At 31.7% G+C, this 14957-nt stretch carries 14 protein-coding genes and 1 riboswitch; of the genes, 4 read left to right on the top strand and 10 right to left on the bottom strand.

Translation table 11 applies throughout. From position 1 onward, the window contains the following. Positions 1-464 precede the first annotated feature (464 nt). Positions 465-719 (top strand): FeoA family protein, encoded by a 255-nt coding sequence (locus tag AB8U03_RS07020; RefSeq protein ID WP_369703838.1) that lies wholly within the window; start codon positions 465-467, stop codon positions 717-719. 1 nt (position 720) lies between these two features. After that, positions 721-2841: a ferrous iron transport protein B gene (gene feoB / locus AB8U03_RS07015; RefSeq protein ID WP_369703837.1), complete on the top strand. Its 2121-nt coding sequence runs from the start codon at positions 721-723 to the stop codon at positions 2839-2841. A gap of 71 nt (positions 2842-2912) precedes the next feature. On the opposite strand, the gene AB8U03_RS07010 is transcribed toward feoB, so the two are convergent. Beyond that, positions 2913-4376: an amino acid permease gene (locus AB8U03_RS07010; RefSeq protein ID WP_369703836.1), complete on the bottom strand. Its 1464-nt coding sequence runs from the start codon at positions 4374-4376 to the stop codon at positions 2913-2915. Between the two features lie 116 nt (positions 4377-4492). Beyond that, positions 4493-4670, bottom strand: a riboswitch (Lysine riboswitch). 197 nt (positions 4671-4867) lie between these two features. Here AB8U03_RS07010 and rbr point away from each other — a divergent pair. Further along, positions 4868-5452 carry a rubrerythrin gene (rbr, locus tag AB8U03_RS07005; protein ID WP_369703835.1) on the top strand — a complete coding sequence of 195 codons (585 nt, stop codon included), beginning with the start codon at positions 4868-4870 and terminating at the stop codon, positions 5450-5452. Positions 5453-5481: 29 nt separating this feature from the next. On the opposite strand, the gene AB8U03_RS07000 is transcribed toward rbr, so the two are convergent. From AB8U03_RS07000 to AB8U03_RS06980, 5 genes are all read right to left on the bottom strand, one after another. Further along, entirely contained in the window at positions 5482-7305 is a 1824-nt protein-coding gene (locus AB8U03_RS07000; RefSeq protein ID WP_369703834.1) for a MutS-related protein, read from the bottom strand. 4 nt (positions 7306-7309) lie between these two features. Next, positions 7310-7747 carry a bacteriohemerythrin gene (locus AB8U03_RS06995; RefSeq protein WP_369703833.1) on the bottom strand — a complete coding sequence of 146 codons (438 nt, stop codon included), beginning with the start codon at positions 7745-7747 and terminating at the stop codon, positions 7310-7312. A 213-nt stretch (positions 7748-7960) separates the two neighbouring features. Beyond that, a complete protein-coding gene (locus AB8U03_RS06990) occupies positions 7961-8326 on the bottom strand; it encodes a phage holin family protein (RefSeq protein WP_369703832.1) in 366 nt (121 codons plus the stop codon). Between the two features lie 154 nt (positions 8327-8480). Beyond that, complete coding sequence (locus AB8U03_RS06985; protein ID WP_369703831.1) at positions 8481-9035, bottom strand: rubrerythrin family protein; 555 nt, start codon at positions 9033-9035, stop codon at positions 8481-8483. Between the two features lie 110 nt (positions 9036-9145). Continuing rightward, positions 9146-9346, bottom strand: coding sequence for an alpha/beta-type small acid-soluble spore protein (locus AB8U03_RS06980; protein WP_369703830.1), 201 nt, complete (start codon positions 9344-9346; stop codon positions 9146-9148). Between the two features lie 275 nt (positions 9347-9621). Here AB8U03_RS06980 and AB8U03_RS06975 point away from each other — a divergent pair, with 275 nt between their 5' ends. Beyond that, positions 9622-10470, top strand: a complete 849-nt coding sequence (locus AB8U03_RS06975; RefSeq protein WP_369703829.1) for a PHP domain-containing protein — start codon at positions 9622-9624, stop codon at positions 10468-10470. Positions 10471-10521: 51 nt separating this feature from the next. Here AB8U03_RS06975 and AB8U03_RS06970 read toward each other — a convergent pair whose 3' ends face one another. The 4 genes from AB8U03_RS06970 to AB8U03_RS06955 form a co-directional block, all read right to left on the bottom strand. Continuing rightward, the gene (locus AB8U03_RS06970; protein WP_369703828.1) at positions 10522-11289 is read right to left on the bottom strand and encodes an aminotransferase class IV; all 768 of its coding nucleotides are present in this window, start codon (positions 11287-11289) and stop codon (positions 10522-10524) included. A gap of 44 nt (positions 11290-11333) precedes the next feature. Further along, positions 11334-12686 carry an aminodeoxychorismate synthase component I gene (gene pabB / locus AB8U03_RS06965; RefSeq protein WP_369703827.1) on the bottom strand — a complete coding sequence of 451 codons (1353 nt, stop codon included), beginning with the start codon at positions 12684-12686 and terminating at the stop codon, positions 11334-11336. Between the two features lie 15 nt (positions 12687-12701). After that, on the bottom strand, positions 12702-13304 hold the full coding sequence (locus AB8U03_RS06960; RefSeq protein WP_369703826.1) for an anthranilate synthase component II: 603 nt from the start codon (positions 13302-13304) through the stop codon (positions 12702-12704). Positions 13305-13472: 168 nt separating this feature from the next. Then, on the bottom strand, positions 13473-14873 hold the full coding sequence (locus AB8U03_RS06955) for an aminopeptidase (RefSeq protein ID WP_369703825.1): 1401 nt from the start codon (positions 14871-14873) through the stop codon (positions 13473-13475). Positions 14874-14957 lie beyond the last annotated feature (84 nt).

The following is a 14957-nucleotide window of genomic DNA, read 5'->3' as shown; positions in this document are numbered from 1 at the left end:
ACAATTGCTAAAATTTTTTTCATTATTATAATTATAGTTAATGAATATATAATTTGTGTAAAATATATATTTTACTATTTGTTTAAACCAAAAAGCCCCCACCTCTATTACAGAGGCAGAAGCTCACTTCTGCAGTCCCTACTCACCCTGTTATTATATAAAAATTTTCTTTATATTATATTAAACAATATAAAATTCCAAAACTTTCTTTAAAATATGATATTTTCAATATTAATTCCTAGTGCTTTGCTCAAATTTAAATTACAGGGTTATAATATCACATTAATACATTTAAGTCAATTATTTTGTGTAAGGTCCAATTTTAATACTTACATAAAATTTGCTATCACCATTATTTTTACCTTTCATACATTAATATTGAACCCAATTTTAATCTAAACTAATATTTTTAGTCTGGGGAAATAATTTCATATTTTTATAATCCCTTTTAAGGAGGAATCAAAATGGAAAAGCTTTGTCATGTAAACGTGGGTAAAACAGTAGTGGTGAAACAGCTTTTTTCCAAAAATCTGCTTAGAGAAAGAATGATGGCACTTGGTATTACAAAAGGAACTTTAATTGAAGTGATATTAAAAGGACCTAGTGATAATCTAACTGTATATAAAATTAGAGATACCTTAATTGCCCTTAGAAAGGAAGAAGCTTCCCTAATAGCTATACAGCAAATAAAATTTAATCAATATTATAAAGGAGAATAGTATGGGCCTAACTTTTGAATCCACGAGAAACAAATCCCTTAAAGATACATTTAATATAGAAACTAAAGAAAAAACTTTTGTAATAGCACTGGCAGGAAACCCCAACACTGGTAAAAGCACTATTTTTAATTCTCTTACAGGTCTTCATCAACATACAGGCAATTGGCCCGGTAAAACTGTAGTAAATGCCCGTGGAAATTATAAATATAAAGATAGAGATTTTTTAATTGTTGATTTACCCGGCACCTATTCTATATTTGCATCCTCTACCGAGGAAACAGTAGCAAGGGATTTTATATGTTTTGGGAATCCTGATGCCATAGCCGTAATTACAGATGCCACCTGTTTAGAGAGGAACTTAAATTTGGTATTCCAGGTAATGGAGATCACCACCAATATAATACTATGCATAAACCTGGTAGATGAAGCAAAGAAAAAAAATATAATCATAGATGGTAAATCCATAGAAAAAAGGCTTGGGATTCCAGTAATCATGTCTGCTGCCAGAAACAACATAGGTATAGAAGAATTAAAAGAAGCTATATATAACACCGCGTCAAATAAAATCAAATTAAATTACAATCCTATAATATATAATGAAAACATAGAAAATACCATAAATAAAATAGAACACGTGGTAAAAGAAACCTTTCCAGATATAAACTCCAGGTGGCTTTCCATAAGACTTATGGATGGAAACGAAAGTATGATTAATTCCATGAGCAAGTATCTTGACAAAAGTGCTCTGTATTCTTTAAAAAAATTTGCAGATGAATTGTGCAAAGATATGGATAAAGAAAATATGCGGGATTATATAACAGAACAAAATTATAAATTAGCAGAATCCATAAAATCAAATTATATTAAAATAAGCGGTAAAAGCATCCATAAGAGCATTAACCCTGATGCTATAATAACTTCAAAAAAATATGGAATACCTCTTATGCTCCTGATGCTATGTGCTATTCTATGGATAACAATAAAAGGGGCAAATCTACCTTCTGATATTCTATCTAAACTATTATTTGGATTTGAAGATATATTGACTAAATGGTTTACTCAGATTAATGCCCCAAATTGGCTGTATGGCATATTGGTTTTAGGAATTTACAGAACTTCAGCCTGGGTTATATCCGTAATGCTTCCTCCTATGGCTATTTTCTTTCCACTGTTTACCTTACTTGAAGATGTTGGATATCTGCCTAGAGTTGCATTTAACCTGGATCATCTTTTTAAAAAAGCCTGCGCTCACGGCAAACAATGTCTCACCATGTGTATGGGACTTGGATGTAATGCTGCTGGAGTAATAGGCTGCAGGATAATAGACTCTCCAAGGGAAAAACTCATAGCCACTATTACAAACAACTTTGTTCCATGTAATGGAAGGTTTCCTACACTGATAGTAATATCCTCCTTATTTTTCGTTTCAACCTTCGGATTTTCCAAAATAATTCCTGCTGTAGTCATTACACTGCTTATACTGTTTGGTATAGCTGTAACCTTAGCCATATCCTATCTGCTTTCAAAAACCATATTAAAAGGTGTTTCATCTACGTTCACTTTAGAACTTCCCCCTTACAGAAAGCCTCAAATAGGAAGGGTAATTTATACTTCTATAATAGACAGAACTATATTTGTACTATGGAGAGCAGTAATTGTGGCAGCACCAGCGGGAGCAGTAATATGGATACTTTCAAATATATATGTTGGAAATACCAGTATAATAAATCATGTTGTTATGTTTCTAAATCCCTTAGGCAAGTTTATAGGTCTGGACGGGTGTATATTAATGGCCTTTATACTTGGTCTTCCTGCAAATGAAATAGTACTCCCAATCTTACTTATGTTATATTTATCTACAAATACAATGGTGAACGTTGACAGCATCCTATCTTTAAAGCAAATTTTTTTAAGTCATGGTTGGACATATCTTACAGCTTTAAACACCATGTTGTTTAGTTTGCTCCATTGGCCTTGTGCCACTACTCTCCTTACCATAAAAAAAGAAACGGGAAGTGTAAAATGGATGATGTTCTCGGCACTAATTCCATTGTTAACTGCTTTTATAATATGCTTGTGCACTACCTTAATTTACAATGGTCTCCATATGCTGATACGATGAAATACTTGATTTAAAATAAAAACTGCCAGAGAGCACCAAGTTTTCTCTCTGGCAATTCAATTTTCACCATATTATTTTAAGGATTTCATATCATTTTCAATGCTGTCAAAATCCACCTTTTCCAATTTTACCACAGCGGTGTGATATTTCTTCTTATACCATAACCACAATCCTCCAAATAATGGAAGACCTATATAAGATGAAATTACTCCGCTCCAATCTATTTTACTGGATTCAAAATAAGTAATACCCTGTCCTAAAATAACTATAATACAAAGTGCCAATGCTATTATAGGTCCCAATGGAAATAGTTTAGCCTTATATTTCAACTTGCTAAAATCACGTTTTTGAGCAGTATAAGCCTTTCTAAAACGGTAGTGACAAAGTGCTATTCCGAGCCAAGCTACGAATCCTGCCAGTCCTGAAGCTGCTACCAGCCACACATAAACTGTAGTTTCTGCATAAAGCCCTGTAAGAAAACAAGCAGATGCCACTATCGTAGTAAGTATCAGTGAATTTATAGGAACTCCCCTTGAATTAACCTTGCCCAGCCAGGCAGGAGCCTTTTTATCCTTAGCCATAGAATATAACATCCTACTGGAAGCATACATTCCAGAATTTCCTGCAGACAATACTGAAGTCAATATAATGGCATTCATAAGAGAAGCCGCTCCTGCAACACCAGCTCTTTCAAATACCAGGGTAAAGGGACTTGTATTAACACCTGCATTCATATATGGAATTAAAGCTCCTACTACAAATATTGTACCTATATAAAACAATAATATTCTCCAAAATATAGTGTTAATTGCCTTTGGTATAGTTTTCTCCGGATTTTCACTTTCCCCTGCTGCTATACCTACAAGTTCCGTACCTTGAAAGGAAAAGCCTGCAATTAAAAATACCAGAAATATAGATTTAAATCCACCTACAAAGGGGGCTTCTCCAACTGTAAAATTTCTCAATCCAACTGGTTTTCCATTAAATATACCCAAAATAGTTGCTATACCAACTATTAAAAACACAATAACTGTTAAAACCTTAATACCTGCAAACCAAAATTCCGATTCTCCATAAGCTTTTGCAGATAATAAATTAAGCCCAACTATTAAAGCCAAAAAACATATGCTCCATATAATAGCAGGTACACCTGGAAACCAGTATTTCATTATAAGAGCTCCTGCCACCATCTCAGCTGCCACAGTTATGGCCCAATTGTACCAATAGTTCCATCCCAATGCGAAACCTAAAGCCGGATCCACGAATTTAGTGGCATAGGTACCGAAAGAACCTGAATCCGGCATATACGTAGCCATTTCTCCTAAGCTGGTCATTAAAAAATATACCATAACTCCTATGCAGCCATAAGCTACCAATGCACCTCCTGGTCCTGCCTGTTTGATAGTGGCTCCCAATGCCAAAAATATACCTGTTCCAATAGCTCCTCCCATGGCAATCATATTTAAATGCCTTGCTTTAAGCCCTCTTTTAAGCTTATACGTGTTTTCATTACTTTGCTTTGCTACATTTTGCATTTTTCTTCCTCCTTATGGGTTTTTAAGTTCCCATAAGTGAACTAACTAAGATGAGCATAAAAATTACCTTGAGAGTACACTCAAGGTAATAAATATAAAAAAATATTAATCCTACAATGAATGATAGCTCTCCACAAACTAAAATATTGTGACAGCTTTGTACATATTCTGTACAAATCCAGTTATTCAGCATTAAAACATTAGCTGAATACTTCGGCAAAATTTCCTTTCAAGTTGCTTCAACGTGCTTAACTCCACAACTTTACTCTTAAATTTCGCACCTCTACCTCAGTTATTCACTTATGATAAATATTATGAACTAAAATTTAAAATTAGTCAATATATTTTTATTTTTTTAACTTTACAATAAGCTATATCTTCATGTTCCTCAATCATTTTGTTAAAATTACATTGAATATATACTGGAATTAATATATTATATTATATAGAACAAAGTATTAAATTATATTATTTATCAGGAGGTAATTTTTATGGCATCTTTAAAAGGTACAAAAACCGCTGAAAACTTAATGAAAGCTTTTGCAGGAGAATCTCAGGCAAGAAATAGATACACTTATTATTCATCTACTGCAAAAAAAGAAGGTTATGTTCAAATTTCAAACATATTTTTAGAAACTGCTGAAAATGAAAGAGAACATGCCAAGAGATTTTTTAAATTTTTAAATGAAGATTTACAGGGCCAAGCTGTAGAGATAAACGCTTCTTATCCAGTTGCTTTAGGAGACACTAAAACTATTCTCAAGGCAGCAGCAAATGGAGAAAATGAAGAATGGTCTCAGCTCTATCCTTCGTTTGCCGGCACAGCAGATAAAGAGGGATTCCATGCTATAGCAACTGTTTTTAGAAAAATAGCTGAAGTTGAAAAACATCATGAAGAAAGATATCTAGCTTTACTCAAAAATGTAGAAGATGGTACTGTATTTAAAAAGGACAAGGTATATAAATGGAAATGCAATAATTGCGGATATATCTATGAAGGAACATCTGCACCTACAACTTGTCCTGCTTGCGCACATCCTCAATCATATTTTGAGTTATTCGTAGAACAATTTTAATATTTCAGAATGCAATGGAAGGGGTATCACTACTGCAGTGATACCCCTACATCTATGCCTGCCATTTTCATTAAATAAAGTGCATTTCTAGTACTTGAAACTCCAGATCTCAGTTTATAATCAAATCTAATTTTCCCATCTTCATAAAATTCTTTAAAATGATAATTTTTTATTCTGCCGCCGCTTTCATTTTCCATTTCAGCTAATTCTAAATCATGGGTGGATACCATTCCACAGGTTTTTGCAGCTTCTAAATTTTTTATTAAAATTTTAGCCCCCAAGTGTCTGTCAATGGAATTAGTACCTTTAAATATCTCGTCCAAAAGAAAAAATACCTGTTCTCCTCTGTTGCAAGCTTCTACAATCTGCTTTATTCTAAGTATTTCACCATAAAAAGAAGAAACATTTTCTTCCATATTATCACTTATCCTCATACAGGTATAAATACTCATTATGGAACAGCTGAATTTTTTTGCACAAACCGGGGCACCTGCATATGCCAGCACTAAATTTATACCTGCAGTCCTCAAAAGGGTGCTCTTTCCCGACATATTTGATCCTGTAATGAGCACTATACTGGAAGGTTTTTTTAAAGTCAAATCATTGCATACCGCTCTTTCCCCAAGAAGAGGATGTGCCATGGAATTTGCCTTAAACACAAGAGGAATATCTAAGATTTCAGGAATAACCCAATTGGGATGATCAAAAGCTATAATGGCAAGACTATTTAACATTTCAAATTTTCCCACCACTTCAATCCAGTCATAAATCAATTTCCCATTTTTTCCCTTCCACTTTTCAAAAGCAAACATACATTGATAATCCCACAATAAAAATATATTCAATACAATATATAGCATATTTTGACGTTGAGATATGTTATCTGCAATTTTATTCAGATCATATATATTTTTCTCAGCATTAACGGAAGTTTTTTCTCCTTTAAAAAGTATTTCTTTTAAAGAATTTAAATAAGTACATTTAAATTTTTCTCTGCATATCATATGTATAATCTTCTCATATGCTGTTATACTATGTTTAATTCCTGACACTTTGCTCAAAGTGCTAAACCTATCTTTGGCTCCTGGTATCAGTAAACTCATCTGTATTATAATTGCCATATAACCTATATAACCTTCAAATAAGTGAAATACAAAACTCATAATTAAGAGGAATATAGTTACAATAGGTAATATTTTAAATAAAACTATTATATATTTATTTTTATAAAAGGAATTTTTTGATTTCAGTATATCTTTTAATTCTAAAATACTTTTTCCCTCATTTTTTATGAAAGAAGCTTCTGCTTGAAAGTGCTGTCTCCATTTCAGCTTATGTTGTAATTCCAAAATTGCATTCTGACGATTTCTTATATCTTTTTCACTTCCTATATCACCTAAAAGCACATTTTTTAAATTTTTCTTTCCAACATATGTACTGCAGCAATTTATCCACTGAAATAAAGAACCCTTTCCAAACAGATCCAGATCTAAAGAATAATTGTGATTTTTATCTTTAAACTCCTCTCCATCTTTACTGAATTTTTTCCAGTTTCCTTCAGCTCTGCTTAGGGAATCACTATTTATCTCCCTCAGTTTTTCTGTAAAATTCATACTTTTTTTAAACTTTTCATGAGCTCTTACAACAAATAGAAACAGTATAGATGAAGCTAAAAAGATACTAAAGCTCATATAATAATATTTTTTCATATAAAAAAATATTGCAAGACCCATGCCCAATAAAAATATTATAAATCTCAACCTGCTTATAATCAAAACATTATTTTTTTGATTTTCTATAAGTTTATGATAATGATCTCTTCTCCTAGAATAAATTTTTTGTATATAATTCAAACTTTTACCTCTCTTCTTTTTTCATAAATTGGCTTAGCTTTAAACTTTCAAAATAATCTTTTATTTTTAAATCCATACCTATTATATGCCCTGTTATCCAGTTATATACAAAATCCAAAAGCTTTAATACCGCCTCCTGTTTATTTTCATCAATTTCTTCTAAATCCAGATTCTGAATTTTTTCTACAAATTTATCATGTACCTTTTTTTGTTCCCTATATCCTGGATAATCATACATCTCCATTATTTTCTCTTCATCCTCAAAATGATAAACTGTATATTCTTTTAAATCATCAACTAAATTTAATATTTCTCCAAAATAATCTGCACGATTTTCGTTTATAGCTAAATCATATATGGATCTTCCTATTTCAAACAACCTTTTATGTTCATCATCTATTCTCTTAATTCCACAACTGTACTCATCTTTCCAATCAAACATCTTATAAAATTGCCTCCTAAAAATCACTATTACAATAGTTTGTCCAAAAACAAACTGCAAAAATTTTTAAAAATAGTATATATTACATATTAATTATAACAAACTTTAAAACGGATTATCAATGAAAATTTAATAGCTGCTGGTGAATTCCCAGCAGCCTTCATAAACTATTTACTCACTACGATTAATTTATTCTTCAAAATTGAGATCCCTTTACATAACTCTTCCTGGAATTACAGCATCTAATATTCCAATAACTACTGCTGCTAAAATAGCTCCTATTAAAGATACCCTCATATTGGGAACCAAGAATTGAGTTATATAAAGTATTATAGCTGCGATTATAAATCCCTTTATTCCCTTTCCAAAGGGAGATGCATCCACACCCATAAATTTTTCTACCAAATAATCTATTAGGCTTATTACAACTGCTGCTGCTAAATAAGACCACAATCCCATTATTCTGAAACCAGGTGTCAAAAAAGATGTTATTGCAAGCACAATTAATGTTAAAATAAATCTCAGTATATAACTACCTATATTAGATCTTTCTGGTTCTCTCTTTGTATCGTCACCCATAGAAGTCACTCCTTTTCAATAAAATATTATTTATGCAAATATAGTTTTACCTAATCTCTAAAAAATATTTAAAAATAATAAAACTTTTAATTGAATAGTTATAAAATAAAAAACAAAGATACCTAATGCATCAAGGATTTTTATTTTTTTACAGTTAGAATTCTTTAAAGGATTGTTTTTCAGCTCCACATATTGGACATTTCTCTGGAACTTCCCCTTTTACAGTATAACCACAGACAGGACATACATATATTTTTTCCTCTCCCATATCCTTATTTTGTTTTGCCAGTGCCTGAGCTTCTCTGAAAAGCTGGGCATGTTGTTTTTCTGCATTTAGTGCAAAATTGAAAGATCTTTCTGCATCCTTTTCCTGCTGAAATTTTGCATTTTCAAGATAAACGGGATACATCTGTTTAATTTCGTGATCCTCCCCATTTATAGCTCCTTGTAAATTTTCAACTATATCAGTTAAGCCAAACACTCCACCTGCTGTAACTGAACTATCGCCCATCTGCTGTTTGAGTACTTCAAAATGATTTTTTGCATGAACCCACTCTGCATTGGAAACAGCTTTAAATAATCTGCCTATATTGGGGAATCCATTTTTTTCCGCCGTCTGTCCCCATATGAGATATCTCATATGAGCCATGCTCTCGCCGCCATAAGCTGAACGGAGAAAATCAGCAGTCATAGCATTTTTTACGGACATATTTATCACCTCATAAATATATTATTGATATTTGTTCATTCATTAAATAATTCTGCACTAAAAGCCAGATGATATTCATCTGGCTTTAATTTATTTTCATTTTATATATTCTATTTTAAACCCTGTTCATAGGACTCAATCATTTTTTTAACCATGTTTCCACCTACTGAGCCTGCTTCTCTTGATGTAAGATCTCCATTGTATCCTTCTTTTAGATTCACTCCTACTTCTCTGGCTGACTCCATTTTAAACCTATTTAAAGCTTCCTTAGCTTGGGGAACTAGAACTTTATTTCCTCTGTTACTTGCCATGATTAATTTCCTCCTCGTTTTATATATTATTGTTTTTGTATTACATTTATAAGTTTGCTCCATATAAAAATTATTACTCTATAAAATTACATGAAAATAAGATAGCTATTGACATAACTAGAAACTTTTATATAAAATTTTATTTTTAATATTGTATCAGTATATTAAAAATATTTATCTCCTATACATGTATGTTTTCAATTTTTCATTGTAAATTACAAATTGCTTGGGGTATAATAGGATATAATTAGAATAAGTATAAGCAGGTGATGTTATTGTATAAAAAAGGAGATTTCCATTTGCACACTACTGCATCCGATGGGAGATTATCCCCTGGTGAAGTAGTTGAAATGGCCGGCAGAAAGGGCATGGACATAATAGCCATAACAGATCATGATACCGTATCAGGCATGGATGAAGCTTTAGATATGGGTAAAAAAATAAAACTTAAAATTATCCCCGGAATAGAACTATCCACTTTATATGAGGGAAAAAACATTCATGTATTAGGTTATTTTAAAGAATCCTCTAATATATCCCCCAAATTTAAAAATTTTTTAACTGAAATGAGTGTATACAGAAAAGAAAGGGCAAAAAAAATAGTGGATAATCTATATAAATTTTTTAATATAAAATTAGATTATGAAAAGATACTTGAAAATGCTCAAAATGTTATTACACGACCTCATATAGCTCAAGCTATAATAGATTCAGGATATAATTACAGCTTTAAATATATATTTACAAATTTTATAGGTGACTCCTGTGCTGCTTTTGTTCCCACTAAAAAGCTAACTACCCAGGAAGGTATAAAACTCCTTAAATCTTTAGATTCCATGGTGGTTTTAGCACATCCTGTTCTCATAAAAGGTGTAAATGTAGAAACTTTACTCCGGCTTCCTTTTGACGGCATAGAAGCAATTTACTCTATGAATGGGGCCCATGATACAGACAGATTTATAAAATACGCCAGAAAGTATAATAAAATAATAACTGCAGGTTCTGATTTCCATGGTTTGCCCAGGAAAGGCAGAGATGATTCATCTCATTCTCACAGCATAGGTGAGGTTTATTTAGATGAAGATGGGATAAAAATATTTTTAAATAAACTTCAAAATTTATAAATAACAGTATAAGAACTCATACAATTCATGAAATGCATAGTTAGCACAAATTTATTTATGGTGGCAATATTGTATAATATCATTATTATACTTTTGTGCTATTTTATTTACTGCAGCAAATTCATCAAATTTTTTATCACAGATACTTGAGACCTTCATTATTCCCATAACACTGTTAGTTAAGAAGATTTCCTGTGAATTTTTAATAAAATCCTTAGTAAACTTTCCTTCTATAACTTTATAATTGCTAATTATATATTTTCTAATTGTTCCATTTAAAATACCGCAATTTAAAGAAGGTGTATATATTTTATTATCTTTTACAAAAAACACATTAGACATACTTCCCTCTGCTATAAAATCTTCTGTATTTAAAAATAATGCTTCGTCATAGCCCTCACTTACACACTGATCATGTTCCAGTATATTTTCGACATAATTTAAAGATTTTAAATATGTGATTTTAGAATAAGGATTTCTTTTAATTGAAGCTATTTTTAATTTAAAACCTCTCTTATACTGCTCCGGACTATATTTATTGACTCTACAGGTAAAAATAGTATTTTGTTCAGTAACCACTAATTTTAAAATTTTATCATTACAGTTTAATTTTTTCACTGCATCTAAAATTTCTTTTTCTGTTATAGATTTACCTATATTTAAAACTTTCAACCCTTCATTTATCCTATCTAAATGCTCTTTTAAAAACAATGGATTTTTCTTTACCAGCATAGTTTCAAAAAGTCCCCTGCCAAAGTAAAAACCACTGTCAGCAAATATTCTCCCATCTTCTGTTAAATTACCATTTAAAATTATCATAAACCTCATCACTCCATTTTAAATCAAAATGCTATAGCTAAAATTTATAACACATTCATTAAAGCCAATGCTTTGTCTAAAGTCTCATCATACTCCGATGCCTTATCTGATTCCCAGGTTATCCCACCACCTACACCAAAGTAAGCCATACCATTTTTTATCAATATAGTCCTTATTACTATATTTAAATCTATATTGCCATCAAAACCCAAGTATCCTATAGAACCAGTATATAGTCCTCTTCTAGTAGGTTCTAATTCTTCAATTATTTCCATAGATCTAACTTTAGGAGCACCTGTTATAGAGCCTCCTGGGAAACATGCTTTTAGACAATCTATTGAAGTGCTCTCCTGTTTTAGTTTTCCTATTACTGTTGAAACTAAATGAAATACTGTACTGTATTCCTCTATTGCAAATAGCTCTGTAACTTTTACCGAATTAGGTCTGCACACTTTACTCAAGTCATTCCTCTCCAAATCTACAATCATAAGGAGTTCTGAATGATCCTTCCCGCTGTCAATGAGTTCTTGTCTATTTTTTAGATCTTCTTTTTCACTTTTACCTCTAGGTCTTGTCCCTTTTATAGGTCGTGTTTGTACTATGCTATTTTCTATCTTTAAAAATCTTTCCGGAGATGATGATACTATGCTAAAGTCCTCTATGTTCATAAATGCAGCAAATGGTGCAGGATTTATATGTCTCAAATCTCTATAGATTTCATAAGGTGTTTTCGTAACTTTACAGTTAAATCTCTGAGTTAGGTTTGTTATGTATATATCCCCCTCCCGTATATAATTTCTTACTTTTTCTACGGTTTTCTTGTATTCGTTTTTCTCAAAATTGGAGATAAATTTTGTGCAATTGCCTTTGATTCTTTTATATTTTACTTGAGTTCCCATTAGTATCTTTTCTTTTAACTCTTTTATGCTATTTTCTGGTTTTTCTAGTATACCAAGGGCTGTAATAAAAGTATTCCTTTTTAAATTATCAAAAATTATGGCATTATCATAAAAATAAAAATAGCAACCAGGTATTTTTACATCTTCTAAAGCCAGTACTGGTAATTTTTCTATCATTCTCGCAAGATCATAAGAAAAATACCCCATAGCTCCGGCTATGTATGGAAATTCCGTATTATTTTCTATCTTATACATATTCATGAGCTTTTTAAGTTCTTCAAATGGATCTTTTTCTTCTATTTTTTTATCATTTACAAAGCAAATGCCATTTTCATATTTAAATGTGGTAAAAGGGTTAATTCCTATAAAAGAATATCTTCCCAAATTTTCAGCATTCATACCACTGTCGAGAAGAGATATAGTTTTATCCTGTTTAAATAGAGAATATATATCAAAAGCATCCAAATTTGTATTCACTTCTTCTATGAAAGTTCGCATCAATAATGCACCTCTTTAAACTAAAGAAGAGAATTTCTTCTTTAGCTGTATTTTTGCCTCTTCTAAGAAATTTTTCAACATCTCATGTCCACATTCTGTAAGCTCTGCTTCCGGATGAAATTGGACTCCTTCTACCAAAAACTTTTTATGTCTTATTCCCATTATGACACCATCACTGGTTTCACAGGATATTTTTAAGCATTCAGGCAAGGTATCCTTATCTACAATTAGGGAATGATACCTTGTTACCTTTACAGGATTTTTTATGTCCTTAAATATTCCCATACCATTGTGATAGACTTGAGAAACTTTTCCATGAACAGGTTCTCTACCCTTTATTATCTTTCCTCCAAAAGCATAAGCTATGCTTTGATGTCCAAGACATATTCCTAAAATGGGAATGTGTCCACTAAATTTTTTTATTACATCAATACATATCCCTGCGTCTTTTGGAGATTTAGGACCAGGAGATATTATAATTCCATCTGGATTCATATTTTCTATATCATCTAAAGTCAGTTTATTATTTCTACAGGTTTTTACATCTTCATTTAATTCTTCTAAATATCGAACTAAATTATAAACAAAAGAATCATAATTGTCGATCATCAAAAACATAATTTCACCTCAACAAATATAAATATCATGTAGATTTATATTACATCATCATTATATAATACAAATCTATTATCAATCATATGGCATAAAAAGAACATACATAGATTTTGATTTACATAATCTCTATGTAGGTTCTCGAAAAAGCTAAAGTTCAATATAGATTTTTATCTATATTTCCTTCAAAAATGCCCTGTACCCCTTTATGGCTTCATATATGTCTGCCTTGCTTGCTACCTCCCAAGGGGCATGCATATTGTGAAGTGCTACTCCGCAATCTATAACCTGCATATTGTATTCTGCCAATATATATGCTATTGTTCCCCCACCTCCTTGATCTACTTTCCCAAGCTCTGCAGTTTGCCAGCACACATCATTTTTTTCCATTATACTTCTTATCTCGGCTATATATTCAGGATTTGCATCATTACAGCCTGATTTTCCCCTAGCTCCAGTATATTTATTAAATACTATTCCTTTTCCCAGATAGGCTGAATTGCTTTTTTCCATAACAGAAGGATAATTCGGATCGAAAGCAGCACTTACATCTGAGGACAGCATTTTTGAATTGGTTAAAGCCCTTCTCACCTTTAAATCATTGTACTTCCCACATAGAGCTACAACTTCTGCCACTGTATTTTCAAAAAACCTTGACTGCATTCCTGTAGCTCCTACACTGCCTATTTCCTCTTTATCCACCAAAAGAGTTACACAGGTTTTCTCAGGTTTTTCTATTTTCATCATTGCCTCAAAGGAAGTGTATGCACATATCCTGTCATCATGTCCGTAAGCCATAACCATACTTCTGTCCAGTCCGAAATCCCTAGCAGCCCCTGCAGGAACTACCTCCAGTTCTGCAGATACAAAATCCTCTTCTTCCATATTATATTTTTCATTCAATAATTTCAATATATTTTGTTTAACTCTATTTTTAGCATCCTTATCTTTGATTGGAATACTTCCAACTAGTAGATTTAAATCCTCGCCTTCTACTACCTTGCTTCCTTTTTTATCCATCTGTTCTGAAGCAAGATGTATCAATAAGTCAGATACTCCAAATACAGGATCATCAGCCTTTTCCCCCACTACTATGTTCACCTTGGTACCATCTTTCTTTACTACTACTCCGTGAATGGCAAGAGGAAGAGTAACCCATTGGTATTTTTTTATTCCACCATAATAATGAGTGTCAAATAAGGCCAAATCAGTATCTTCATAAAGTGGGTTCTGCTTTAAATCAAGTCTTGGAGAATCTACATGGGCTCCAAGTATTCTCATGCCATCTTCCATGTTTTCATTTCCAATTACAAAAAGTGCTAAAGTTTTTCCTTTGTTATTGGCATAAACTTTATCCCCTGGATTTAATGAAGCCTTTTTATCTATTACACTCTGTATATTTTTATATCCATTTTTTTCAGCTCGGGATATAAATTCTGCTATACATTCTCTTTCAGTTTTACATTTGGACATGAAATCTTTATATTCATCTGACAATTTAAAAAGCAGTTCAAAATCTTTTTTTGAATATTTATCCCAGGCATATTTATATTTTTTGATTAAATCCTTTGACATCTTCATCTCTCCTGTCTATATTTTGTTTATGAAAAATAACTTTTAGTATTCATTTATTACCAATTATATTTTATCATAAAATTT

It is taken from the genome of Clostridium moutaii, assembly GCF_041205085.1.
GTDB lineage: Bacteria > Bacillota > Clostridia > Clostridiales > Clostridiaceae > Clostridium_B > Clostridium_B moutaii.
Note: the sequence above shows the minus strand (reverse complement) of the source record. Positions and strands in the feature narration are given on the sequence as shown.

Bases quoted from the DNA above. Each gene is read 5' to 3' on its own strand.
- AB8U03_RS07020 (WP_369703838.1), top strand. From the start codon at position 465: ATGGAAAAGCTTTGTCATGTAAACGTGGGTAAAACAGTAGTGGTGAAA.
- AB8U03_RS06955 (WP_369703825.1), bottom strand. From the start codon at position 14,873: ATGTCAAAGGATTTAATCAAAAAATATAAATATGCCTGGGATAAATAT.
- AB8U03_RS06970 (WP_369703828.1), bottom strand. From the start codon at position 11,289: ATGATAATTTTAAATGGTAATTTAACAGAAGATGGGAGAATATTTGCT.
- pabB (WP_369703827.1), bottom strand. From the start codon at position 12,686: ATGCGAACTTTCATAGAAGAAGTGAATACAAATTTGGATGCTTTTGAT.
- feoB (WP_369703837.1), top strand. From the start codon at position 721: ATGGGCCTAACTTTTGAATCCACGAGAAACAAATCCCTTAAAGATACA.
- AB8U03_RS06985 (WP_369703831.1), bottom strand. From the start codon at position 9,035: ATGTCCGTAAAAAATGCTATGACTGCTGATTTTCTCCGTTCAGCTTAT.
- AB8U03_RS06980 (WP_369703830.1), bottom strand. From the start codon at position 9,346: ATGGCAAGTAACAGAGGAAATAAAGTTCTAGTTCCCCAAGCTAAGGAA.
- AB8U03_RS07010 (WP_369703836.1), bottom strand. From the start codon at position 4,376: ATGCAAAATGTAGCAAAGCAAAGTAATGAAAACACGTATAAGCTTAAA.
- AB8U03_RS06995 (WP_369703833.1), bottom strand. From the start codon at position 7,747: ATGTTTGATTGGAAAGATGAGTACAGTTGTGGAATTAAGAGAATAGAT.
- AB8U03_RS06960 (WP_369703826.1), bottom strand. From the start codon at position 13,304: ATGTTTTTGATGATCGACAATTATGATTCTTTTGTTTATAATTTAGTT.
- AB8U03_RS06990 (WP_369703832.1), bottom strand. From the start codon at position 8,326: ATGGGTGACGATACAAAGAGAGAACCAGAAAGATCTAATATAGGTAGT.
- rbr (WP_369703835.1), top strand. From the start codon at position 4,868: ATGGCATCTTTAAAAGGTACAAAAACCGCTGAAAACTTAATGAAAGCT.